Annotated in this window: 11 protein-coding genes; 6 read left to right on the top strand and 5 right to left on the bottom strand. The window is 70.2% G+C overall.

Features of this window, described 5'->3' with window-relative positions; all coding sequences use genetic code 11:
• The first annotated feature begins 81 nt into the window (after positions 1-81).
• Together KY661_RS30985 and gstA are read left to right on the top strand one after the other, a co-directional pair.
• On the top strand, positions 82-1,632 hold the full coding sequence (locus KY661_RS30985; RefSeq protein WP_225413637.1) for a serine/threonine-protein kinase: 1,551 nt from the start codon (positions 82-84) through the stop codon (positions 1,630-1,632).
• 20 nt (positions 1,633-1,652) lie between these two features.
• Positions 1,653-2,267, top strand: a complete 615-nt coding sequence (gstA, locus tag KY661_RS30990; protein ID WP_225413638.1) for a glutathione transferase GstA — start codon at positions 1,653-1,655, stop codon at positions 2,265-2,267.
• Between the two features lie 20 nt (positions 2,268-2,287).
• On the opposite strand, the gene nagA is transcribed toward gstA, so the two are convergent.
• The 3 genes from nagA to KY661_RS31005 are packed head-to-tail and all read right to left on the bottom strand — an operon-like array spanning position 2,288 to position 5,295.
• Positions 2,288-3,451: an N-acetylglucosamine-6-phosphate deacetylase gene (nagA, locus tag KY661_RS30995; protein WP_225413639.1), complete on the bottom strand. Its 1,164-nt coding sequence runs from the start codon at positions 3,449-3,451 to the stop codon at positions 2,288-2,290.
• Positions 3,451-4,509, bottom strand: coding sequence for an SIS domain-containing protein (locus tag KY661_RS31000; protein ID WP_225413640.1), 1,059 nt, complete (start codon positions 4,507-4,509; stop codon positions 3,451-3,453). The genes nagA and KY661_RS31000 overlap by 1 nt, the downstream gene beginning before the upstream one ends.
• Positions 4,510-4,512: 3 nt before the next feature.
• Positions 4,513-5,295, bottom strand: coding sequence for a GntR family transcriptional regulator (locus KY661_RS31005; protein WP_225413641.1), 783 nt, complete (start codon positions 5,293-5,295; stop codon positions 4,513-4,515).
• A 436-nt stretch (positions 5,296-5,731) separates the two neighbouring features.
• On the opposite strand from KY661_RS31005, the gene ptsP reads away from it, so the two are divergent.
• The 4 genes from ptsP to KY661_RS31025 all read left to right on the top strand — a co-directional run bounded on the left by ptsP (position 5,732) and on the right by KY661_RS31025 (position 13,624).
• On the top strand, positions 5,732-8,317 hold the full coding sequence (ptsP, locus tag KY661_RS31010; protein ID WP_225413642.1) for a phosphoenolpyruvate--protein phosphotransferase: 2,586 nt from the start codon (positions 5,732-5,734) through the stop codon (positions 8,315-8,317).
• Between the two features lie 29 nt (positions 8,318-8,346).
• Positions 8,347-10,089, top strand: coding sequence for an N-acetylglucosamine-specific PTS transporter subunit IIBC (gene nagE, locus KY661_RS31015; protein ID WP_225413643.1), 1,743 nt, complete (start codon positions 8,347-8,349; stop codon positions 10,087-10,089).
• A 105-nt stretch (positions 10,090-10,194) separates the two neighbouring features.
• Entirely contained in the window at positions 10,195-12,921 is a 2,727-nt protein-coding gene (locus tag KY661_RS31020) for a family 20 glycosylhydrolase (protein WP_225413644.1), read from the top strand.
• Positions 12,922-13,084: 163 nt separating this feature from the next.
• Entirely contained in the window at positions 13,085-13,624 is a 540-nt protein-coding gene (locus KY661_RS31025) for an RNA polymerase sigma factor (RefSeq protein WP_225413645.1), read from the top strand.
• Positions 13,625-13,652: 28 nt separating this feature from the next.
• Here KY661_RS31025 and KY661_RS31030 read toward each other — a convergent pair whose 3' ends face one another.
• Entirely contained in the window at positions 13,653-15,500 is a 1,848-nt protein-coding gene (locus tag KY661_RS31030) for an Ig-like domain-containing protein (protein ID WP_225413646.1), read from the bottom strand.
• Positions 15,501-15,533: 33 nt separating this feature from the next.
• The gene (locus KY661_RS31035; RefSeq protein WP_398577276.1) at positions 15,534-17,321 is read right to left on the bottom strand and encodes a fibronectin type III domain-containing protein; all 1,788 of its coding nucleotides are present in this window, start codon (positions 17,319-17,321) and stop codon (positions 15,534-15,536) included.
• Positions 17,322-17,365: the final 44 nt, after the last annotated feature.

A 17,365-nucleotide genomic window follows, 5' to 3' on the forward strand; every position in this document is an offset into this window, starting at 1 on the left:
GAAGGGCTCCGGGAGCCTCCCCTCCGCCTACCCGGCCAAGCAGGCTGACTCCGGACAACCCTTGGGGTAGGCTCCTCGGAAATGTCCCCTCCGCCCCCCCCCGCGCTGAGCCCATGGTTCGTTCCCGCAGGAACACGCATTGGCCCCTGGCGCGTGGTGGGCTGGGCGGGCAACGGGGCCCATGGCGTCGTCTACCAGGCGCAGCGGGTGGGCCGGGAGACAGCGGGGCCCGTGGCCCTCAAGCTGGCCATGGCGCCTGGGGATGAGCGCTTCGCTCGGGAGGGGGCCCTGCTCGCCCGCCTGCGGCACCCGCACATCCCCCGGCTGGAAGACCGTGGCCGCTGGAAGCACGCCCACGGCACAGCGCCCTACCTCGCCATGCAGTGGGTGGAGGGCGAGCCCCTCTACACCTGGGCTGCGCGGCGCAATCCCTCCTCGCGGCAGGTGCTCCAGGTGCTGGCCCAGTTGGCCCGGGCCCTGGAGGCGGTCCATGCCCTGCCAGGCGTCCACCGCGACGTGAAGGGGGGCAACGTGCTGGTGAGGGGCAGCGACAGCCGGGCGTTCCTGATGGACTTCGGCTCGGGGCACTTCGCCGGGGCCCAGCCCCTGACGTGGCAGGCGATGCCGCCCGGCACCCCGGCCTACCGCAGCCCCGAGGCCTACCGGTTCACCGCGGCTCACGCGGCCGCTTCGGTCCGCTACACGGCGGCCCCGGCAGATGACGTGTTCGCCCTGGGCGTGACAGCCTACCGGCTTGTGACCGACGAATACCCTCCCCCCGTGGAGCCTGGCTTGGACCCGCAGGGCCTCTGGAACGAAGGGGGCCCCGGGCCTTTGCCCCCCGAGGTCCTCAATCCCCGGGTCGAGCCCCCGCTCGACACGCTCATCCGGCGGATGCTCTCGGTGCGGCCCGAGGCGCGGGGCAGCGCGCGCGAGCTGGCCCAGGCCCTGGAGCAAGCCGTGGCGCGGACGGGCCCGGAAGCAGACCGGCCCCTCTTCCGCTGGGAGACCCTGCCGCCCTCCCGGTGGTCCCCAGGGGATGCCGCGGAGGCGGAGCTGCTCGGCCACCGTCCTCGCCACAGGCGCCTGACAAGCGTCCAGGAGTCCCTGGCCCAGGACGCCGCCAGCAAGGCCCGGGAGGCCCACCTGAGCGCCCAGACGCGCGCCCGCGCCAAGGCTGGCACCGAGCCCCTTTTGCCGCCGCCCTCCCGGTGGCCGCGAGGACTCCTCCTGGCCTCGGCGGTGCTCCTGCTGCTCTTCGGCACGGAGAGCGTGGTGCCCGTTGTGCCGGCCCCCCCCCAGGAGCAGCCGCTTCCGCGAACCGAGGCCGCTCAGGATGCGGGCACGGATGCCGGCACGGTGGGGCTCGCGGATGCCGTGGCCCCGCCGTCCCTGCCGGTGGGTGCCGCGAGTCCAGCGCACAGCGCCATCAGCGTCGACCTGCCCAAGGGCCCCCTCAAGGGCCAGCTCCGCCCTCCCTGCGCGAAGGGGCAATTGGATCTCCGGGGCGGGTGTTGGGCTGCCCTCAAAGCCCAGCCTCCCGACTGCCCGCTCTACTCCTATGAATGGAATGGCGGGTGCTACATGCCCATCGTCGCGGCTCCCCGTCCGGACACCTCGGACTATCCCTGAGCCCTGCCACGAGCGTCCCCATGCTCAAGCTCTACTACGCCTCGGGTTCCTGTTCGCTCTCTCCCCATATTGCCCTGCGTGAAGCCGGCGTGCCCTTCGAGCTCGACAAGGTCGACCTCCTGCGGGCCAAGCGGCTCGAAAGCGGGGGCACCTTCACGAGCGTGAGCGAGAAGGGCTACGTGCCCGCCCTGCGCCTCGACAACGGTGAGCTGCTCACCGAGGGCGTGGCCATCGTGCAGTACATCGCGGACCTGCGGCCCGAGAAGAAGCTCGCCCCGCCGCCCGGCTCCTTCGAGCGGGTCCGGCTCCAGGAGTGGCTGAACTTCATCGCCACCGAGCTGCACAAGGGGTTCGCCCCCCTGTGCGCGAAGCAAGCCTCCGAGGACTCCAAGAGGTTCGCGCGGGAGCAGCTCGCCTCGCGGCTCACCCTGCTGGCGCGGGGCGTGGCGGACAAGCCCTTTCTCCTGGGGGAGACCTTCACGGTCGCCGACGGCTATGCCTTCTACATCCTGCGCACCTGGACGCGGGTGATGCGGGGCGCGCTGCCGGTCGAGCTCGCCGCCTACTTCGACCGGCTCTCGTCACGCCCCGCCGTGCGGCAGGCGCTTCAGGCCGAGGGCTTCACGGTGCCGTAGCGCCCGCGCCGCCCCGCGGCTCAGTACCACTGGTCCTGGCCGCCCACCCACGTGGCCAGGACCGAGAAGTCCGGCCGCAGCAGCGTGAGGTCCGCGCGGTAACCCGACGCGAGCCGGCCCACGTACTCGTCCAGCCCCAGGAAGAACGCCGGGTAGAGCGAGGCCATGCGCAGGCTCTCCTCCAGCGACAGGCCGAGGAGCTGGACGGCGTTGCGCACCGACATCGCCATGTCGATGTCGGCACCGGCCAGCGTCCCCGTCTCGGTCACCAACCGCCCATCGCGGCGGAGGATGGTGTGCCCATAGAGCGTGAACGAGTCCGCATCGGTGCCCACCGGCGGCATGGCGTCGGTGACCAGGAACACCTTGCCAGAGGGCTTGCTCTTCAAGAGCAGGCGCAGCAGCGCCGGGTGGACGTGGATGCCGTCCAGGATGATGCCGCACCAGGCCGACTCGGAGTCCATGCCGGCGAGCACGGGGCCCGGCTGGCGGTTGTTCACCGGGGGCATGGCATTGCCCAGGTGGGTGAAGCCCCGCAGGCCTGCCTCCAGCGCCTCGCGCGTCCTCTCATAGGAGGCCGCCGTGTGGCCCGCGGCCACCACCATGCCCGAGGCGGCCAGGCGCCGGATGACGGCATCCTCGACCCGCTCGGGCGCCAGCGTCAGCACCACGCGGCCGCCCAGGGTGGCCAGGCGCCCGGACAGCGCCGTCAGGTACTCGATGTCCGAGGTATCCGGCGTGCGGATGAATCGGGGCTCGTGTACCCCGGGGCGCTCCTGGCTGATGAAGGGGCCCTCCAGGTGAATGCCCAGCACGCCGCTCGCGGGCCGGGACACCGCCTCGAGGGCGGCCTCGCACGCGCGCTGCATCGGGGCCTTCGCGTCGGTGATGAAGGTGGGCAGCACCCCGGTGGTGCCCGAGCGCCGGACGGCCGCGGCGATGGCCAGGGCGGCCTCGGCCGTGGGCGTGTCGTTGAACAGCACGCCCCCCGCGCCGTTGACCTGGGCATCGATGAAGCCCGGCGCCAACACCGCGTCGCTGGGCAGCCGCACCACCTCGGCGTCCGCGGGCGCCGCCGAAGCCGGCAACACCGCGGAGATCCGCGCCCCATCCAACACCAGGACATGCCCTTCGAGCATGCGCTCCCCGGTGAAGAGCCTCGCCCCCATCAAGACGCGTTTCATCACACCGTCTCCGTCACTTTGCGAAGGTGCGCGGGCGCATCGGGATCCAACCGCCGCGCCGTCGCCACCTGATGCACCGCCATGTAGAAGCTCTGCACCTGGCACAGCGGGGCAATGGCGTTCGGCACCCCGGCCACGGTGGGCAACGGCACGGCCCCCGGGACTTCCAGCACCGAGCGGACCTCCGCCCCCAGCTCCACCATGCGCCGCACCACGCTCCGGGTGCCCTCCGCCGAGCCGTCCTCCTGCCCCAGCGCCAGCACGGGGAAGCCCGGCCCCACGAGCGCCAGCGGGCCGTGGCTCACCTCGGCGGTGCTGAAGGCCTCGGCGTGCAGCCGGCAGGTCTCCTTGAACTTCAACGCCATCTCCAGGGCCGCGCCCAGGCCGCTGCCGCGCCCCAGCACGAACAGGCTCCGGGCCTCGGCCAGCCCCGAGAGCGCCGGCCACCAGTCGAGCGCGCGCGCCGCATCCAGGGACTCCGGCAACCGGGAGACCGCCTCGTGCAGGCCCGCGTCCTCGGACCAGTGCGCCGCCAGCTGCAGGAAGGCGAGGCCCGAGAGGATATAGGACTTGGTGGCGGCGACGCTCTGCTCCGGGCCCGCGCACAGGGGGAAGTTGACGTCGCAGAGCGTGGACAGGGGCGAGCCTTCGCTGTTGACGAAGCCCACGGTCAGGGCGCCGGCCGCGCGGGCCGCCTCCGTGAGCCGCAGCAGGTCCGGGCTGCGGCCGGACTGCGACACGGCGATGAAGAGGCTGTCCTTGAGCACCAGCGGCGTGTTGTAGACCGACGCCACGCTGGGCCCCATCGAGGCCACGGCCCGCCCCAGGGTCGTCTCCAGCAGGTACTTGCCGTAGCTGGCCGCATGGTCGGAGCTGCCCCGGGCGCAGGTGACGATGAAGGAGGGAGGCCGCTGGCGCAGCCGCGCGCCCAGCTCGGCGAAGCCGCCGGCGCACTCCCGGACTTGCCGGATGGCGGCATCGGCCGCCTGTGCGGCTTCGCGCGCCATCGCGGGGACAAAAGCAACAGGGGGGTTCACGGCCAGATCGCGGTTACCCATGGCTCACCTCACGGCAATGGCCGGACCGGCCAGATTCAGTTCAACGATGAAGTCGTACGAATCGCCCCGGTACTGCGAGCGGACGAATTCCAGGGGCGTGCCGTCCTCGAGCATGGTCCGGCGCTCGATATAGAGGCCCGCGGCCCCCTCCCCCACCCCGAGCTGGGCGGCCTGGTCGGACGAGAGCTGGATGGCGGACAGCCGCTGCAGGGCGCGGTAGGGCGTGAAGCCCCGGCGCCGCAGCATCTCGTAGAGCGAGCCCTGCACCTCCGTGGGGTCCGGCAGGAAGCGGGTGGGCACCACCGCCAGCTCCAGCGCCATGGCGGTGCCGTTGGCCGTGCGCAGACGTTGCAGCCGGCTCACCATGGTGCCCGGGCGAATGCCCAGCGCCAGCGTCTCCTCGGGGGTGGCCACCGCCACCGTGCGGCTCATCCAGACGGAGCCCGCGCTCAGTCCCCGCGAGCCCATGTCCTCGGAGAAGCCGGTCAGCGTGGACAGGCGCTGCTCCACGTAAGGCGCGCGGTTGACGAAGGTGCCGGCGCCCTGGCGCTGCTGCAGCAGCCCCTCGTCCAGCAGCTCCTTCAGGGCCTTGCGCACGGTGACGCGCGACACGCCGAAGCGCTCGGCCAGCTCCCGCTCGCCGGGCAGCGCGTCCCGGTGGCCGAGCTTGCCGCTGACAATCTGCCCTCGCAGGTAGCGCGCGAGCTGAAGGTAGAGCGGCAAAGGCAGCTCGCTCGACAGCGCACCCCCGTCGAATGAATCGGCTGCGCTGGAATGGCTCGACATGGCTTCCTGGCTCCCTCTGGTATTACGACCACTACCATACCACTTCAAAGGCTTGACGCAACACGCAATCTGCTCGGTTGCTCCTTAACAACCATGTTAACCGCATGAAATCATTCACGTTTTGACTTAAACAAGAAAAAGCAGTCTTATCTCCTCTTCAGGATAACAAATTTCACGTTGTAATCTGGATCTGCGCTGGTATCTTCCACCAGTCCAATCTAATACCAGTTAGCAGGGTGAGGAGCCGCATGGCGAAGGAGACGGAAGGGGCCGCCCGCCGGTTCCAAGGGCTCGATGCCTGGGGCACGGGCGAACTTCTGGAAACCTTGGGGGGGGGCCCGTCGCGCGCCACCGCGGCGGACACCGCACTCGCCCAGTCCCACGGTACTCTGCGCACCGCGCGCTCCGCGCTCTCTTCCCAGGAACAAGGTGGCCCATGTCCACGCTAAAGCCCGCCGGGGCCGCGGCCTCTCAGAGCCTCTCCACGCTGCAGCTCGCCGCCCCCATCGCCGGGTGGGCCACGGTGCTGGAGGAGGTGCCGGATCCCGCCTTCGCCCAGCGCATGGTGGGAGACGGCATCGCGGTGGACCCGACTTCTGCGGAGCTCCGCTCCCCCTGTGATGGCGTCGTGCTGTCGGTCCACGCCTCCCGCCACGCGTGCACGCTGCGGACCGTCACCGGCGCGGAGATCCTGCTCCACATCGGCATCGACACCGTCAGCCTGCGCGGCGAGGGCTTCACCCCGCACGTGAGCGAGGGCCAGAGCGTCCGGACCGGTGAGCCGCTCATCTCCTTTGATATGGACCTGCTGGCGCGCAAGGCCCGCAGCCTGATGACGGTCATGGTGGTGGCCAACGGGGATGCCTACACCGTCACCCACCGGGTGCAGAACCGCTCCGTGGCCACGGGCGAGCCGCTCCTGGAGATCTCCGGTGGCGAGCTGGCCGCGCAGGCCGAGACGGGCACCGAGACGGCGGAGTGCCGGGTGCGGCTGCTCATCCCCCACGGCCTGCACGCCCGCCCCGCCGCCGCCTTCGTGCGGCACGCCCGGCCCTACCCGGGCACCATCCACGTCGGGCTCAAGGGCCGCTCCGCCAACGGCAAGAGCGTTGTCGCGCTCATGGGCCTTGGGGCCCACCACGGCGACACGCTGACCCTCACCGTCCGGGGCGGCCGGGCCGCGCAGGTGGCCCAGGAGCTGGCCGAGCAGGTCACCCTCGGCCTGGGCGATGCCGTGCGGCCCCTGGCCGAGCCCTCCGCCGCCCCCGCGGAGCAGGCGCCCGGGGTGGCGGTGGCGCCCGCCCAGCCCTTCGCGCCGGGCACGGAGGTGCTGCTCAAGGGCACCCTGGCCGCCGCGGGGCTCGCGGTGGGCCAGGCGGTCCGGGTGAACGAGGAGGAGCCCGCGCTCTCCCAGCAGGGCCGGGGCCCGCAGGAGGAGGAGCGGCGCCTGGCGGAGGCCCTCGCGGGCGTGCGCCGGGACATCGAGGCCCTGCTCCAGACCGAGGGCAAGGGGAGCGCGGCGCGGACGGAAATCTTCCAGGCCCATCTGGCCCTGCTCGACGACCCGGAGTTCACCGGGGCCGCGGGCCAGGGCATCGCCATTGGGCAGAGCGCGGAGTGGGCATGGAAAGCGGCCATCGAGAAGCATGTCCAGGTGCTGCACAGCCTCGCGGATCCGCTCCTGCAGGAGCGCATGGGCGATCTGCGAGACATCGGCCGGAGGGTCATCGCCTCGCTGACGGGACAGGATGGCGCGCGCGTCCCCGCAAACCTTCCCCCGGGTGCGATCCTCGTCGCGAACGAGTTGTTGCCCTCCGACCTGGCGGCGGTCCCCCCGGGCCGTCTGGCGGCGCTCTGCACGGCGCGCGGTGGCCCCACCTCGCATGTCGCCATCCTGGCGGCGGGCATGGGCATTCCGGCGGTGGTGGCGCTGGGAGAGGGTGTCCTCCGGGTTCCCCCCGGTGCCCCGTTGATCGTCAATGGGGACCGGGGCGAGGTGCACGTCCATCCCCCCGAGGCGGCGCGGGAGTCCACCCAGAACACCCTGCGCGCCCGTGCGGCCCGCAGGAAGACGGACCTCGCGACGGCCCATGAGGACTGCCGCACGTCGGACGGCGTGCGCATCGAGGTGTTCGCCAACCTGGGCCGCCCCGGCGACGCGGCCTCCGCCGCCGCCCAGGGCGCCGAGGGCTGTGGCCTGCTGCGCAGCGAGTTCCTCTTCCTGGAGCGGCTCACCGCGCCCAGCGAGGACGAGCAGGCCGCCCAGTACCAGGAGAGCGCCACCGGCCTGCAGAACCGCCCGCTCGTCATCCGCACGCTGGATGTGGGCGGCGACAAGCCGCTCGCGTACCTGCCGCTGCCCGCCGAGGAGAACCCGGTGCTCGGCCTGAGGGGCGTGCGCGTGTCGCTGCGCTACCCGGAGCTGCTGCGCACCCAGGTGCGCGCCATCCTCCGGGTGAAGCCCGAGGGGGTCTGCCGCATCCTGGTGCCCATGATTACCTCCGCGCACGAGCTGCAGGCGGTGCGGGCGGTGGTGGAGCAGGAGCGCCGGGCGCTGGGCTACGCCGCGCCGGTGCTCGTGGGCGCCATGGTGGAGGTTCCCGTCGCCGCGGTGCTGGCCGACCGGCTGGCGGCCCACGCCGACTTCCTCTCCATTGGCACGAACGACCTGACGCAGTACGCGCTGGCCATGGACCGCGGCAACGCGTACCTGGCGCCCCAGCTCGACAGCCTGCACCCGGGCGTCCTGCGCCTGGTGGCGCAGACGGTGGAGGGCGCGAGCAAGCACGGCCGGCCGGTGGCGGTGTGCGGTGGCATCGCCTCGGATCCACAGGCGGCCCCGCTGCTCATCGGCCTGGGCGTCACGGAGCTGTCGGCCACCCCGGCCGTCATCCCCGGCCTCAAGGCCTTCATCCGCACGCTGTCCCTGGCCCAGTGCCAGGAGGCCGCGCGGGCGGCGTTGGAACTCACAAATGGTGACGAAGTGCGCGCACTCGTCGCCCGCACGTGGCAGAGCCAGTAAGGGGACTCCCCCTCCCCGGAGAGAGGCGCATGCAGACCAATAAGTTCGCTGGAATCCAGCAGCTCGGGCGGGCCCTGATGCTGCCCATCGCGGTCCTTCCCATCGCCGGCCTCCTGTTGAGGCTCGGCCAGGACGACCTGCTCGGCATCCCCTTCGTGGCCGCCGCGGGCGATGCCATCTTCTCCAACCTCGGCCTGCTGTTCGCCGTGGGTGTGGCGGTGGGCTTCGCGCGCGAGAACCATGGCGCCGCGGGGCTCGCCGGCGCGGTGGGCTTCTTCATCACCGTCAAGGGCACCGACGCCCTGGTGAGCGTGCCGCCCGAGGTGATTGGGGAGCTGACGGGGGCCGCGAAGGACCTGGCCATCGCCGGCTACAAGGCCAAGCTCGCCGCGAAGATCAGCATGCCGGCCGGCATCCTGTCAGGCCTCCTCGCCGGGCTGCTGTACAACCGCTTCAAGGACATCAAGCTGCCGGAGTACCTGGCCTTCTTCGGCGGCCGCCGGTTCGTCCCCATCATCACCAGCCTCGCCTGCCTGGTGCTCGCGGGCCTGTTCGGCTTTGGCTGGCCCCTCTTCGAGGCGGGCCTGGATGGCTTCAGCCGCCACGTGTTCGCCGCCGGCAAGCTGGGCCTGTTCGTGTACGGCTTCCTCAACCGCCTGCTCATCGTCACCGGCCTGCACCACATCCTCAACAACATCGCCTGGTTCATCCTGGGCGACTTCAACGGGGTGACGGGCGACCTGAAGCGCTTCTTCGCGGGAGACCCCGCGGCGGGCGCCACCATGGCGGGCTTCTTCCCCGTGATGATGTTCGGGCTGCCGGCCGCCTGTCTCGCCATGTACCACGCCGCGCCGAAGCACAACCGCGCCAAGGTGGGCGGCGTGCTGATGTCCATCGCGCTGACGTCGTTCCTGACGGGCGTCACCGAGCCGGTCGAGTTCGCCTTCATGTTCCTCGCGCCGCCGCTCTACCTGCTGCACGCGGTGCTCACGGGCCTGTCCGCCGTCATCATGGACGCGCTGAACGTGAAGCTCGGCTTCGGGTTCTCGGCGGGTCTGTTCGACTACGTGCTGAACTACGGCAAGGCGACGAACCCCATCCTCCTGCTGCCCATCGGCGCCGTGTACGCCGTCACCTACTACGCTGTGTTCCGCGTCTGCATCGCCAAGTTCAACCTGAAGACGCTGGGCCGTGAGGACGAGGAAGTCCCCGCGGTCTCCGCGGTGGGACTCCCCGTGGGGCCCGGCCTGCCGGCCCCCGCGCTGAGCCGGGGCGGCTCGTACCTGAAGGCCCTGGGCGGCGCCGCCAACGTCCAGACCGTCGACTCCTGCACGACGCGGCTGCGGCTGACCGTGGCGGACAACGCCCGCGTCGACGAGGGCGCGCTCAAGACGCTCGGCGCCCGGGGCGTCATCCGCCCGGCCCCCGGCAGCGTCCAGGTCATCATCGGGCCGCTCGCCGAGCAGGTGGCCAACGAAGTCCAGGAGGCGCTGCGCGGCGGCGTGTCCGCGCCCGCCGCCGGGGCCAGCGCCGAGAAGACGCTGGCGCACGCCATGCTCCGGGCCCTGGGAGGGCGCGCCAACATCCAGGAGATCGGCACCTGCACCACCCGCCTGCGGCTGGTCGTCGTCGACAACGCGCTCGTCGATGAGAGCGCCTTGAAGGAACTCGGAACCCGGGGCGTGGTGAAGCCCTCCCCGGGCTCGGTGCAGGTCATCATTGGCCCCACCGCCGAGCGGGTGGCCGATGAGCTCCGGTTGCTGATCGCTTAACCCAGTCTCTGCATCACCTGAATGGACTTACCCCTGGGGGGACGGCGCGAGCCGCTCCCGCCAGGGTCAGGTCCGTGCTGTCTCAAACATGGGAGGAACGAACGAATGAAGCGGCTCCTGATGTCCCTGCCCCTCGCGGCGATGCTTGCCTCGGGATGTTCTGACTCGGATGACGAGAAGACCCCCACCCCCCCCACCCCCGAGCCTACCCGCCAGCCCCAGCTCGCCGTGCAGTTCGAGCCCGTGGACCACTCGGTGGGCAGCTGGCAGTTCTTCCGCGCCACCTTCACCCTGGAGAACACGGGCACCGCGGAGCTGCCCAGCACCGGCTGGAAGCTCTACTTCAGCCTCGTCCGCCACATCCTCGAGGACGGCAAGGGCGACGCGACGGGCACCCAGGAGCTCGCCAAGCAGGGCGTCCGCATCACCCCCGCGGGCAAGGCCCAGAGCGGTGACTACTACGTGATGGAGCCCGTCGAGGGCTTCCGGCCCATCGCCCCGGGCGAGAAGCGCGAGATCAGCGTGCTGATCAGCGACTGGGCCATCATGAAGGCGGATGCCCCCTCCGGCTTCCACATCACCTTGGATGGCCAGGAGCCCAACACGGCGATCGCCGTGACTTCCACGGTCAAGATCGACATCAACAACCCGAAGCACACCACGCGCTTCGAGGACGACGCCCTGCCGGTGCAGACCCCCACCCTGCGCTACGACGAGAACCCCTCGGCCCAGACGCTGGAGCTCAGGTCCCGGCTCCTGCCCACCCCTCGCAAGGTCGAGTCGGGCACGGGCGAGCTGTCGCTCAGCGGCAATGTCGTCATCAGCCACCCGGCCGAGCTCCGGGGCGAGGCGGCCTACCTCGTGGCCGCCCTGGGAGACGTGCTGAACGCGTCCATCACCGCCCAGACGTCCACCGGCAACGAGCAGATCGCCCTGAGCATCGATCCCAACCTCGATGTCACCGGCGACGGCACCCGGGACGCGGAGGGCTACCAGCTCGAAGTCTGGGACGGACGGGTGAAGATCACCGGCGCGGACGCGGCGGGCGTGTTCTACGGCATCCAGACGCTCCGCCAGCTCATTCCCGCCCAGGCCTATCAGGCGGCGGTGCAGCGGGCCAACCGCCCCACGGCCATCAACCTCCCCGTGGCGCGCATCGCCGATGCGCCGGGGTTCGCCTTCCGCGGCATGCACCTGGACGTGGGCCGCCACTTCCAGTCCAAGGAGACCGTCAAGAAGCTGATCGACGTCATCTCCCACTTCAAGATCAACAAGTTCAACCTCCACCTGACCGACGACGAGGGGTGGCGGCTGGAGACCCCGGGGCTCCCCGAGCTGACGAGCTACGGCGCCCGCCGGGGCTTTGATCTCGAGGAGCTGGAGATGCTCCACACGGCGTTCGGCTCCGGCAATGATCTCCAGGACGGAGACCTCATCCGCCAGAAGCCGGCCTCGCCGGAGAAGGCCAACGCCGGAGTCACCCCCAGCTACCAGGGCTTCGAGACGGCCACGCTCAACTTCGTGGGCAAGGGCAATGGGTACTACACCACCACGGACTTCGAGGAGATCCTCCGGTACGCCGCCGAGCGGCACATCGAGGTCATCCCCGAGATTGACATGCCGGGCCACGCCCGGGCGGCCGTCAAGGCCATGGAGTACCGCTACCGCAAGCTCAAGGACCTGGATCCCGCGCAGGCGGCCGCCTACCGGCTGATCGACCCGGACGACACCTCCAAGCACAAGAGCGTCCAGGGCTACACGGACAACTTCGTCAACCCGTGCCTGGAGACCACCTACGCCTTCCTGACCAAGGTCGCCACGGAGATCAAGGCGCGCTACGACGCGGCGGGCGTCCCGCTGAAGACGATCCACGCCGGTGGCGACGAGCTGCCCGCGCTCAACCCCCACGTCTGGTGGCAGGGCTCGCCGCTGTGCAAGGCGAACGCCGCCACCAAGGACATGACGGACCACCAGCTCTTCAACCAGTTCTTCTCGCGCTGGAGCCAGATCATCAAGGCCCAGGGCGCGCAGGTGACGGGCTGGGACGACATCATCCACAACGGGCTCACCCTGCCCGGCTTCATGCCGATGCCGTGGAGCAACGTGTGGGGCTGGGGCCGCGAGGACGACGCGTACAAGTACGCCAACCAGGGCTACAAGGTCATCCTGTCCCACTCGACGAACCTCTACATGGACCTGGCCTACAACAAGGATCCCGACGAGCCCGGCTACTACTGGGCCAACTTCGTCGACGAGAAGAAGACCTTCGAGTACCGGCCGTTCGACATCTACGCCAACGCCACCCACAACCGCATGGGCGTGCCCTTCAAGCCCTCCGACTGGGACGGGAAGGAGCGCCTGACGGCCGAGGGCAAGAAGAACATCCTCGGCATGCAGGGGTTGCTCTGGGCCGAGAACCTGAAGACGCCCGAGGTGATGGAGTACCTGGCCTTCCCGAAGGTGCTCGGCGTCGCCGAGCGCGCCTGGAACCCGGAGCTGCCGGACGTGAGCCAGATGCCCGCCCTGTGGGGCCAGTTCACCAACAGCCTCGGCCAGCACGTGCTGCCGCGCCTGGGGGCCTACCGCCCGGTGGACCTGCGTGAGGAGCTGCCCGACTCGGTGGGGGTGAACTACCGCATCCCGCTGCCGGGCGCGCGCCTCATGGACGGGAAGCTGCACGCCAACGTGCGCTACCCGGGCATGACCCTCGAGTACTCGGTGGATGGGGGCAAGAGCTGGACGGCGTACACGGAGCCCGTGACGGCCTCCGCCGGTGTGCAGCTGCGCACGCGGACCGCCGACGGCCGCGCCAGCCGCGTCACCACCCTGTAGTCAGCGTCTCTCCCCCCGGCCCCGCGGGCTCCCGCGGGGCTGGAGGGTTTTAGCACCCGGCTGGCGGGGGTGATGCGCGCCCCCGCCCTTCCCTCACAGGGTCATGATGAGAGCCCAACCCTCGTATCATCGTCCGGCGGTGGTCACGGCGGATGCCCCTCGGATGCGTGCTGTCGTGGCCAGACACCGGGCCGCGACCGAATCCCTGCTCGCGCAGCTCCTCCCGCGGGTACGGAACAAGGTCCGCTACTCGCTTCACTGTGACTCGGAAGTGGATGACATCACCCAGGAAGCCCTGATGGCCATCGTGCGCGGGCTGCCCTCCTACCGCGGCGACGGGGCCTTCGAGTCCTGGGTGGACCGGGTGGCGGGCCGGGTGGCCTTCGCCGCCTCCAGCCGGGTCCGCGCCGAGCGCAGCCAGCTCAACCTGGAGGACGACAGCGCCGGGCTGAATGCCCTGCCGGAGGAGGCGCCCTCTTCGGAGGACTGCCTGCTGCGCCGCCAGTTCGCGAAGCTGCTGGAGCAGCTCTCCGACGAGCAGCGCCGGGTGCTGGTGCTGCACCACGTGCTGGACATGAGCGTCCCGGAGATGGCCGAGCAGCTCGGGGTCCCCTTCGAGACGGTCCGCAGCCGGCTCCGCCTGGGAAGGGCCCACCTCCGGGCGCTCTTCCTCGCCCAGTACGGCGAGGAAGCCGAGCCCTGAAGGCCCCGGCCTCCCCGCCCTCCCACTGCTAGTACTTCGGCAGGGTGGGGATGCTCTGGTTGCAGTTGCTGGTGATGCCGAGGATCTGGCAGACCTTCTGGCCGGCGGAGTTCACCGAGGCGGCCCCGGCGGGCGGGGCCATGTGGACGCGCTCCTTCCAGATCTGCCACACCATCATGCCGTCGGTGGCCTTGCCCTTGTTCTTCATGTACGTGGCGAGCGTCTCGACGTTGTAATACTTCGTCGCCATGTTGTTCTGGCCGGTGAGCATCTCGGCGTCGTACACGGTGCCGGGGTCCGCGTTGAGCCGCAGCGTCGCGCCGCCCGCGCCCTCGGGAGCAATCTCCAGCCCCATCGCGATCGGGCCGCTGTAGATGGCCCGGTACGACTCATAGCCCTCGCGGGGATCGTAGTACTCGCCCCCGTCGTAGGACATGAGGTTGATGTGGTGCAGCTTGCTGCCGTGGTTCTTCACCACGCTGTACATGGTGCCGCCGAAGGGCGAGCCCCACTGCACCTTGCCCTCCTCGAACGGGGTGCCCTTCACGTAGTAGGCGCCCGTGGACCAGCCCGCGATGGAGATGCCCAGCTTCAGCCCGCGCGAGCGGATGGTGCTGTCCAGGCTGGTGATGATGCCGGCAATCTCTCCGTCCTTGGAGCAGCTGAACTGGGCGTCCGCCAGCTTGTTGCAGCTGCTGCCGCTCGACTCCCAGTCGATGTCGATGCCGTCAGCGCCCAGGTCCTGCGCCAGGTCCACGACGCGCGCGGCGTTGAAGCTCTCCCACTGGGTGCCCTGGCTGTAGCTCCACCCGCCCACGGACAGCCACACCTGGGTGCCGCGCGTGCGCAGGGCGCGGATGTTGTTGATGAGCGTCTGCGCCTGGGCCGGGGTGAACTTCTTCTGCCCGGTGTTCGTCGTGGCGCCCTCGAAGAACTCGAGCCCGGCCACTTCCTGGTCGAACGCGAACGAGCCCTTCTGGTAGGCCGTGTTCGGCCGCACGAAGGACAGGTTCAGGTGCGTGTAGTAGCTGGGGATGTTCGCGGGGGTGAGGTCCTCGATGCTGGTGTTCCAGCTGCTCGCGTAGCCGATGTACATCCGGCCACCCGGCGGGGTGGGAGGATCCTGCGGGAGGGCGACGGTGACGCTCGCCGCGCTGGAGGCCGCGCTGTTGCCCGCGCCGTCGAAGGCCTTCGCCGTGTAGCTGTAGGTGCCGTTCTGCGCGCTGGAGCTGAAGCCGTCCGACACGCTGTAGGGGCTGGTGGTGTCCGTGCTCAGCAGGGTGCCGTTCTTGTAGAACTCGACCCGGGCCACGCCCACGTTGTCGCTCGCCGGGGCGGTGAGGACGACGCTGCCCGCGCTGGTGAGCCGCGTGGGGCTGGCCGACAGGCTGACCGTCGGGGCCGTCTTATCGTTCGGGTCCACCGGCGGCAGGCCGCCATCACACGAGTAGCCGTTGATGGTGCAGGCGCTCAGCCCGCTGTAGGTCCCCGCGCCCTCGAAGGTGACGGTGACGCTGCCCTGCGCGGGCACCACGTTGCCGCCCCAGGCGTTGGGAAGGAAGGTCCACGAGCCATCGCTGCCCTGGCTGGCGGAGCCGCCCGCGCCCCAGGGAGCGCCCCGGACCGAGACGGTGCCGTTGAACTTGAACTTGAGCGCCCAGTCGGTGATGGGGCTGGCGGTGGTGTTCTGGATGGTGAACACCCCGTTGAAGCCTCCATCCCACTTGGAGCTGGTGGCGAAGGTGGCCTTCAGCCCGGCGGCGGACGCCGCGAGCTGGAGGCTCTGCAGGGTGGCGGGCTCCTGTGGCTCCTCACCACAAGAAGCCGCCAGGGCGCCCACGAGGGCGGTGACAAGGAATTTTCTCGGCTGACGCATGGAATCCTCTGAGAGATGCGCGGAAGGGACGGCCTACTGGTACCGGTCCAGGTAGGCGCGGTGGCTGTTGGAGAACTCGGAGTTGAAGTACTTGTCCCAGTTGATCGACCAGGTCATCAGCCCCTTGAAGCCGGGGTAGCCCGAAGACTGGCGCAGCACGTAGCTGCCCCCGAAGGACTGGCCCTTGATGAGGTAGTCGAGCGCCTTCTGGACGTTGGCGGGCGTCGTGTAGCCCCCGCCCGCGGCCTGGGGAGAGGCGGGCAGGCCGATGATGACCTGGTCCGGACGCAGCGCCGGGAAGACGTTGCTGCTGTTGCGGCCCACGGGGAAGCCCTGGAGCAGCATCTCCGCCATGGCCACGTGGAAGTCCGCGGTGCCCTGCGCGTACGCCTTGCCATCCAGGCCCTCCACGGAGCCCGTGTTGTAGTGCTGCACGTGCAGGTAGGTCAGCCGGTCACGCAGCGCGTAGATGACCGGGAGGTAGGCGCCCCACGGCCCGCCGTAGGCGGCGAACCCGCCCTGCACGTAGGCCGTCTCGGGGGCCATGGTGAGGATGAAGCCGGAGCCGTACGCGTTGAGGATCTGCCGGGTGGCGTCGATCAGGTTGACGATCTTCGGCGTCGTCGGGCTGCGGAAGTTGGTGTCGCCGCCGTTGAGGGACAGGGAGCTGCCCTCCAGGTCCAGGTCCATGCCGTCGAACCCGTAGGTGGTGATGATCGACTTCATCGTGTTGATGAAGTTCTGCTTGGCGGTGGCATCGGCCAGGTCCACGGTGCCGTTGGCGCCACCGATGGAGATGAGCACCTTCTTGCCCTGCGCCTTCAGGGCGGCGATGTCCGCCTTGAAGTCCGCGACGGTCGCGTTGTAGGGCGTGAAGGCCATGTTGCCGGTGGTGGGGCCGCCCACGGGCTCGGCGAAGGCGACCTGGATGACGTCGTACTTGGACGAGATGTCCTTCAGCCGGATGTTCGTCGAGCCGTTGTCGAAGTTGTGCCAGTAGCCCACGATGATCTTGCTGCCCACGGGCGGGGGCGCCGACGTCTTCGCCGAGACGCTGTTGCTGGCCGGAGACCGGTTGCCCGCCGCATCCCGGGCCTTCACCGTGAAGGTGTACGTCATGTTGGCCGACAGGCCGGAGACCGTGGCGCTCGTGCCCGTGGCGGTGGCCGCCGCGGTGGTGGCGCTGCCCACGAACACCTCGTAGCCCGTCACCCCGATGTTGTCGGTGGAGCCGTTCCAGGCCAGCGAGACGCTGCCGCTGGTCACGCCCGTGGAGCGCAGGCTCGACGGGGCGGTGGGCGCCTGGTTGTCATTGCTCACCGGGGAGGTCGTCACGCTGAGGGCGGAGCTGGCCGCGGACCAGTTGCCGGCCGCATCGCGCGCCTTCACCGTGAAGGTGTACGTCATGTTGGGCGAGAGCCCGGAGACCGTGACGCTCGTGCCGGTGGTGGTCACCGACGTGGACGCCGCGCCGGTCACGAACACCTGGTAGCCCGTCACCCCCACGTTGTCCGAGGAGGCATTCCAGGTGAGGGAGACGCTGCTGGACGTCTTGCCCGGAGCGCTCAGGCCCGCCGGCGCCGAAGGGGCCTGGACATCCACCGAGCCCGCCGTCTCCAGCCACAGGGCGGGCACGTTGGGCGGCTCCCAGCCCACCAGGGACGTGTGCGCCTGGCGGCAGTCATAGGCCTTGCCGGAGTAGGTGACGTTATCGCCCTGGGCATAGGCGACCGACGGGGCCCAGGCCCCCCGGTTGGCGGCCATCGCCAGGGTGGGCACCAGGCTCCACACCAGGGCCACCAGGGCCAGCCACGACACCATGCTCCGCCCGGACCGCCGGGCCACTTGCAACGCACTCATGGGGG

Source organism: Allostigmatella hybrida (assembly GCF_020103775.1).
Classification (GTDB): domain Bacteria; phylum Myxococcota; class Myxococcia; order Myxococcales; family Myxococcaceae; genus Hyalangium; species Hyalangium aurantiaca.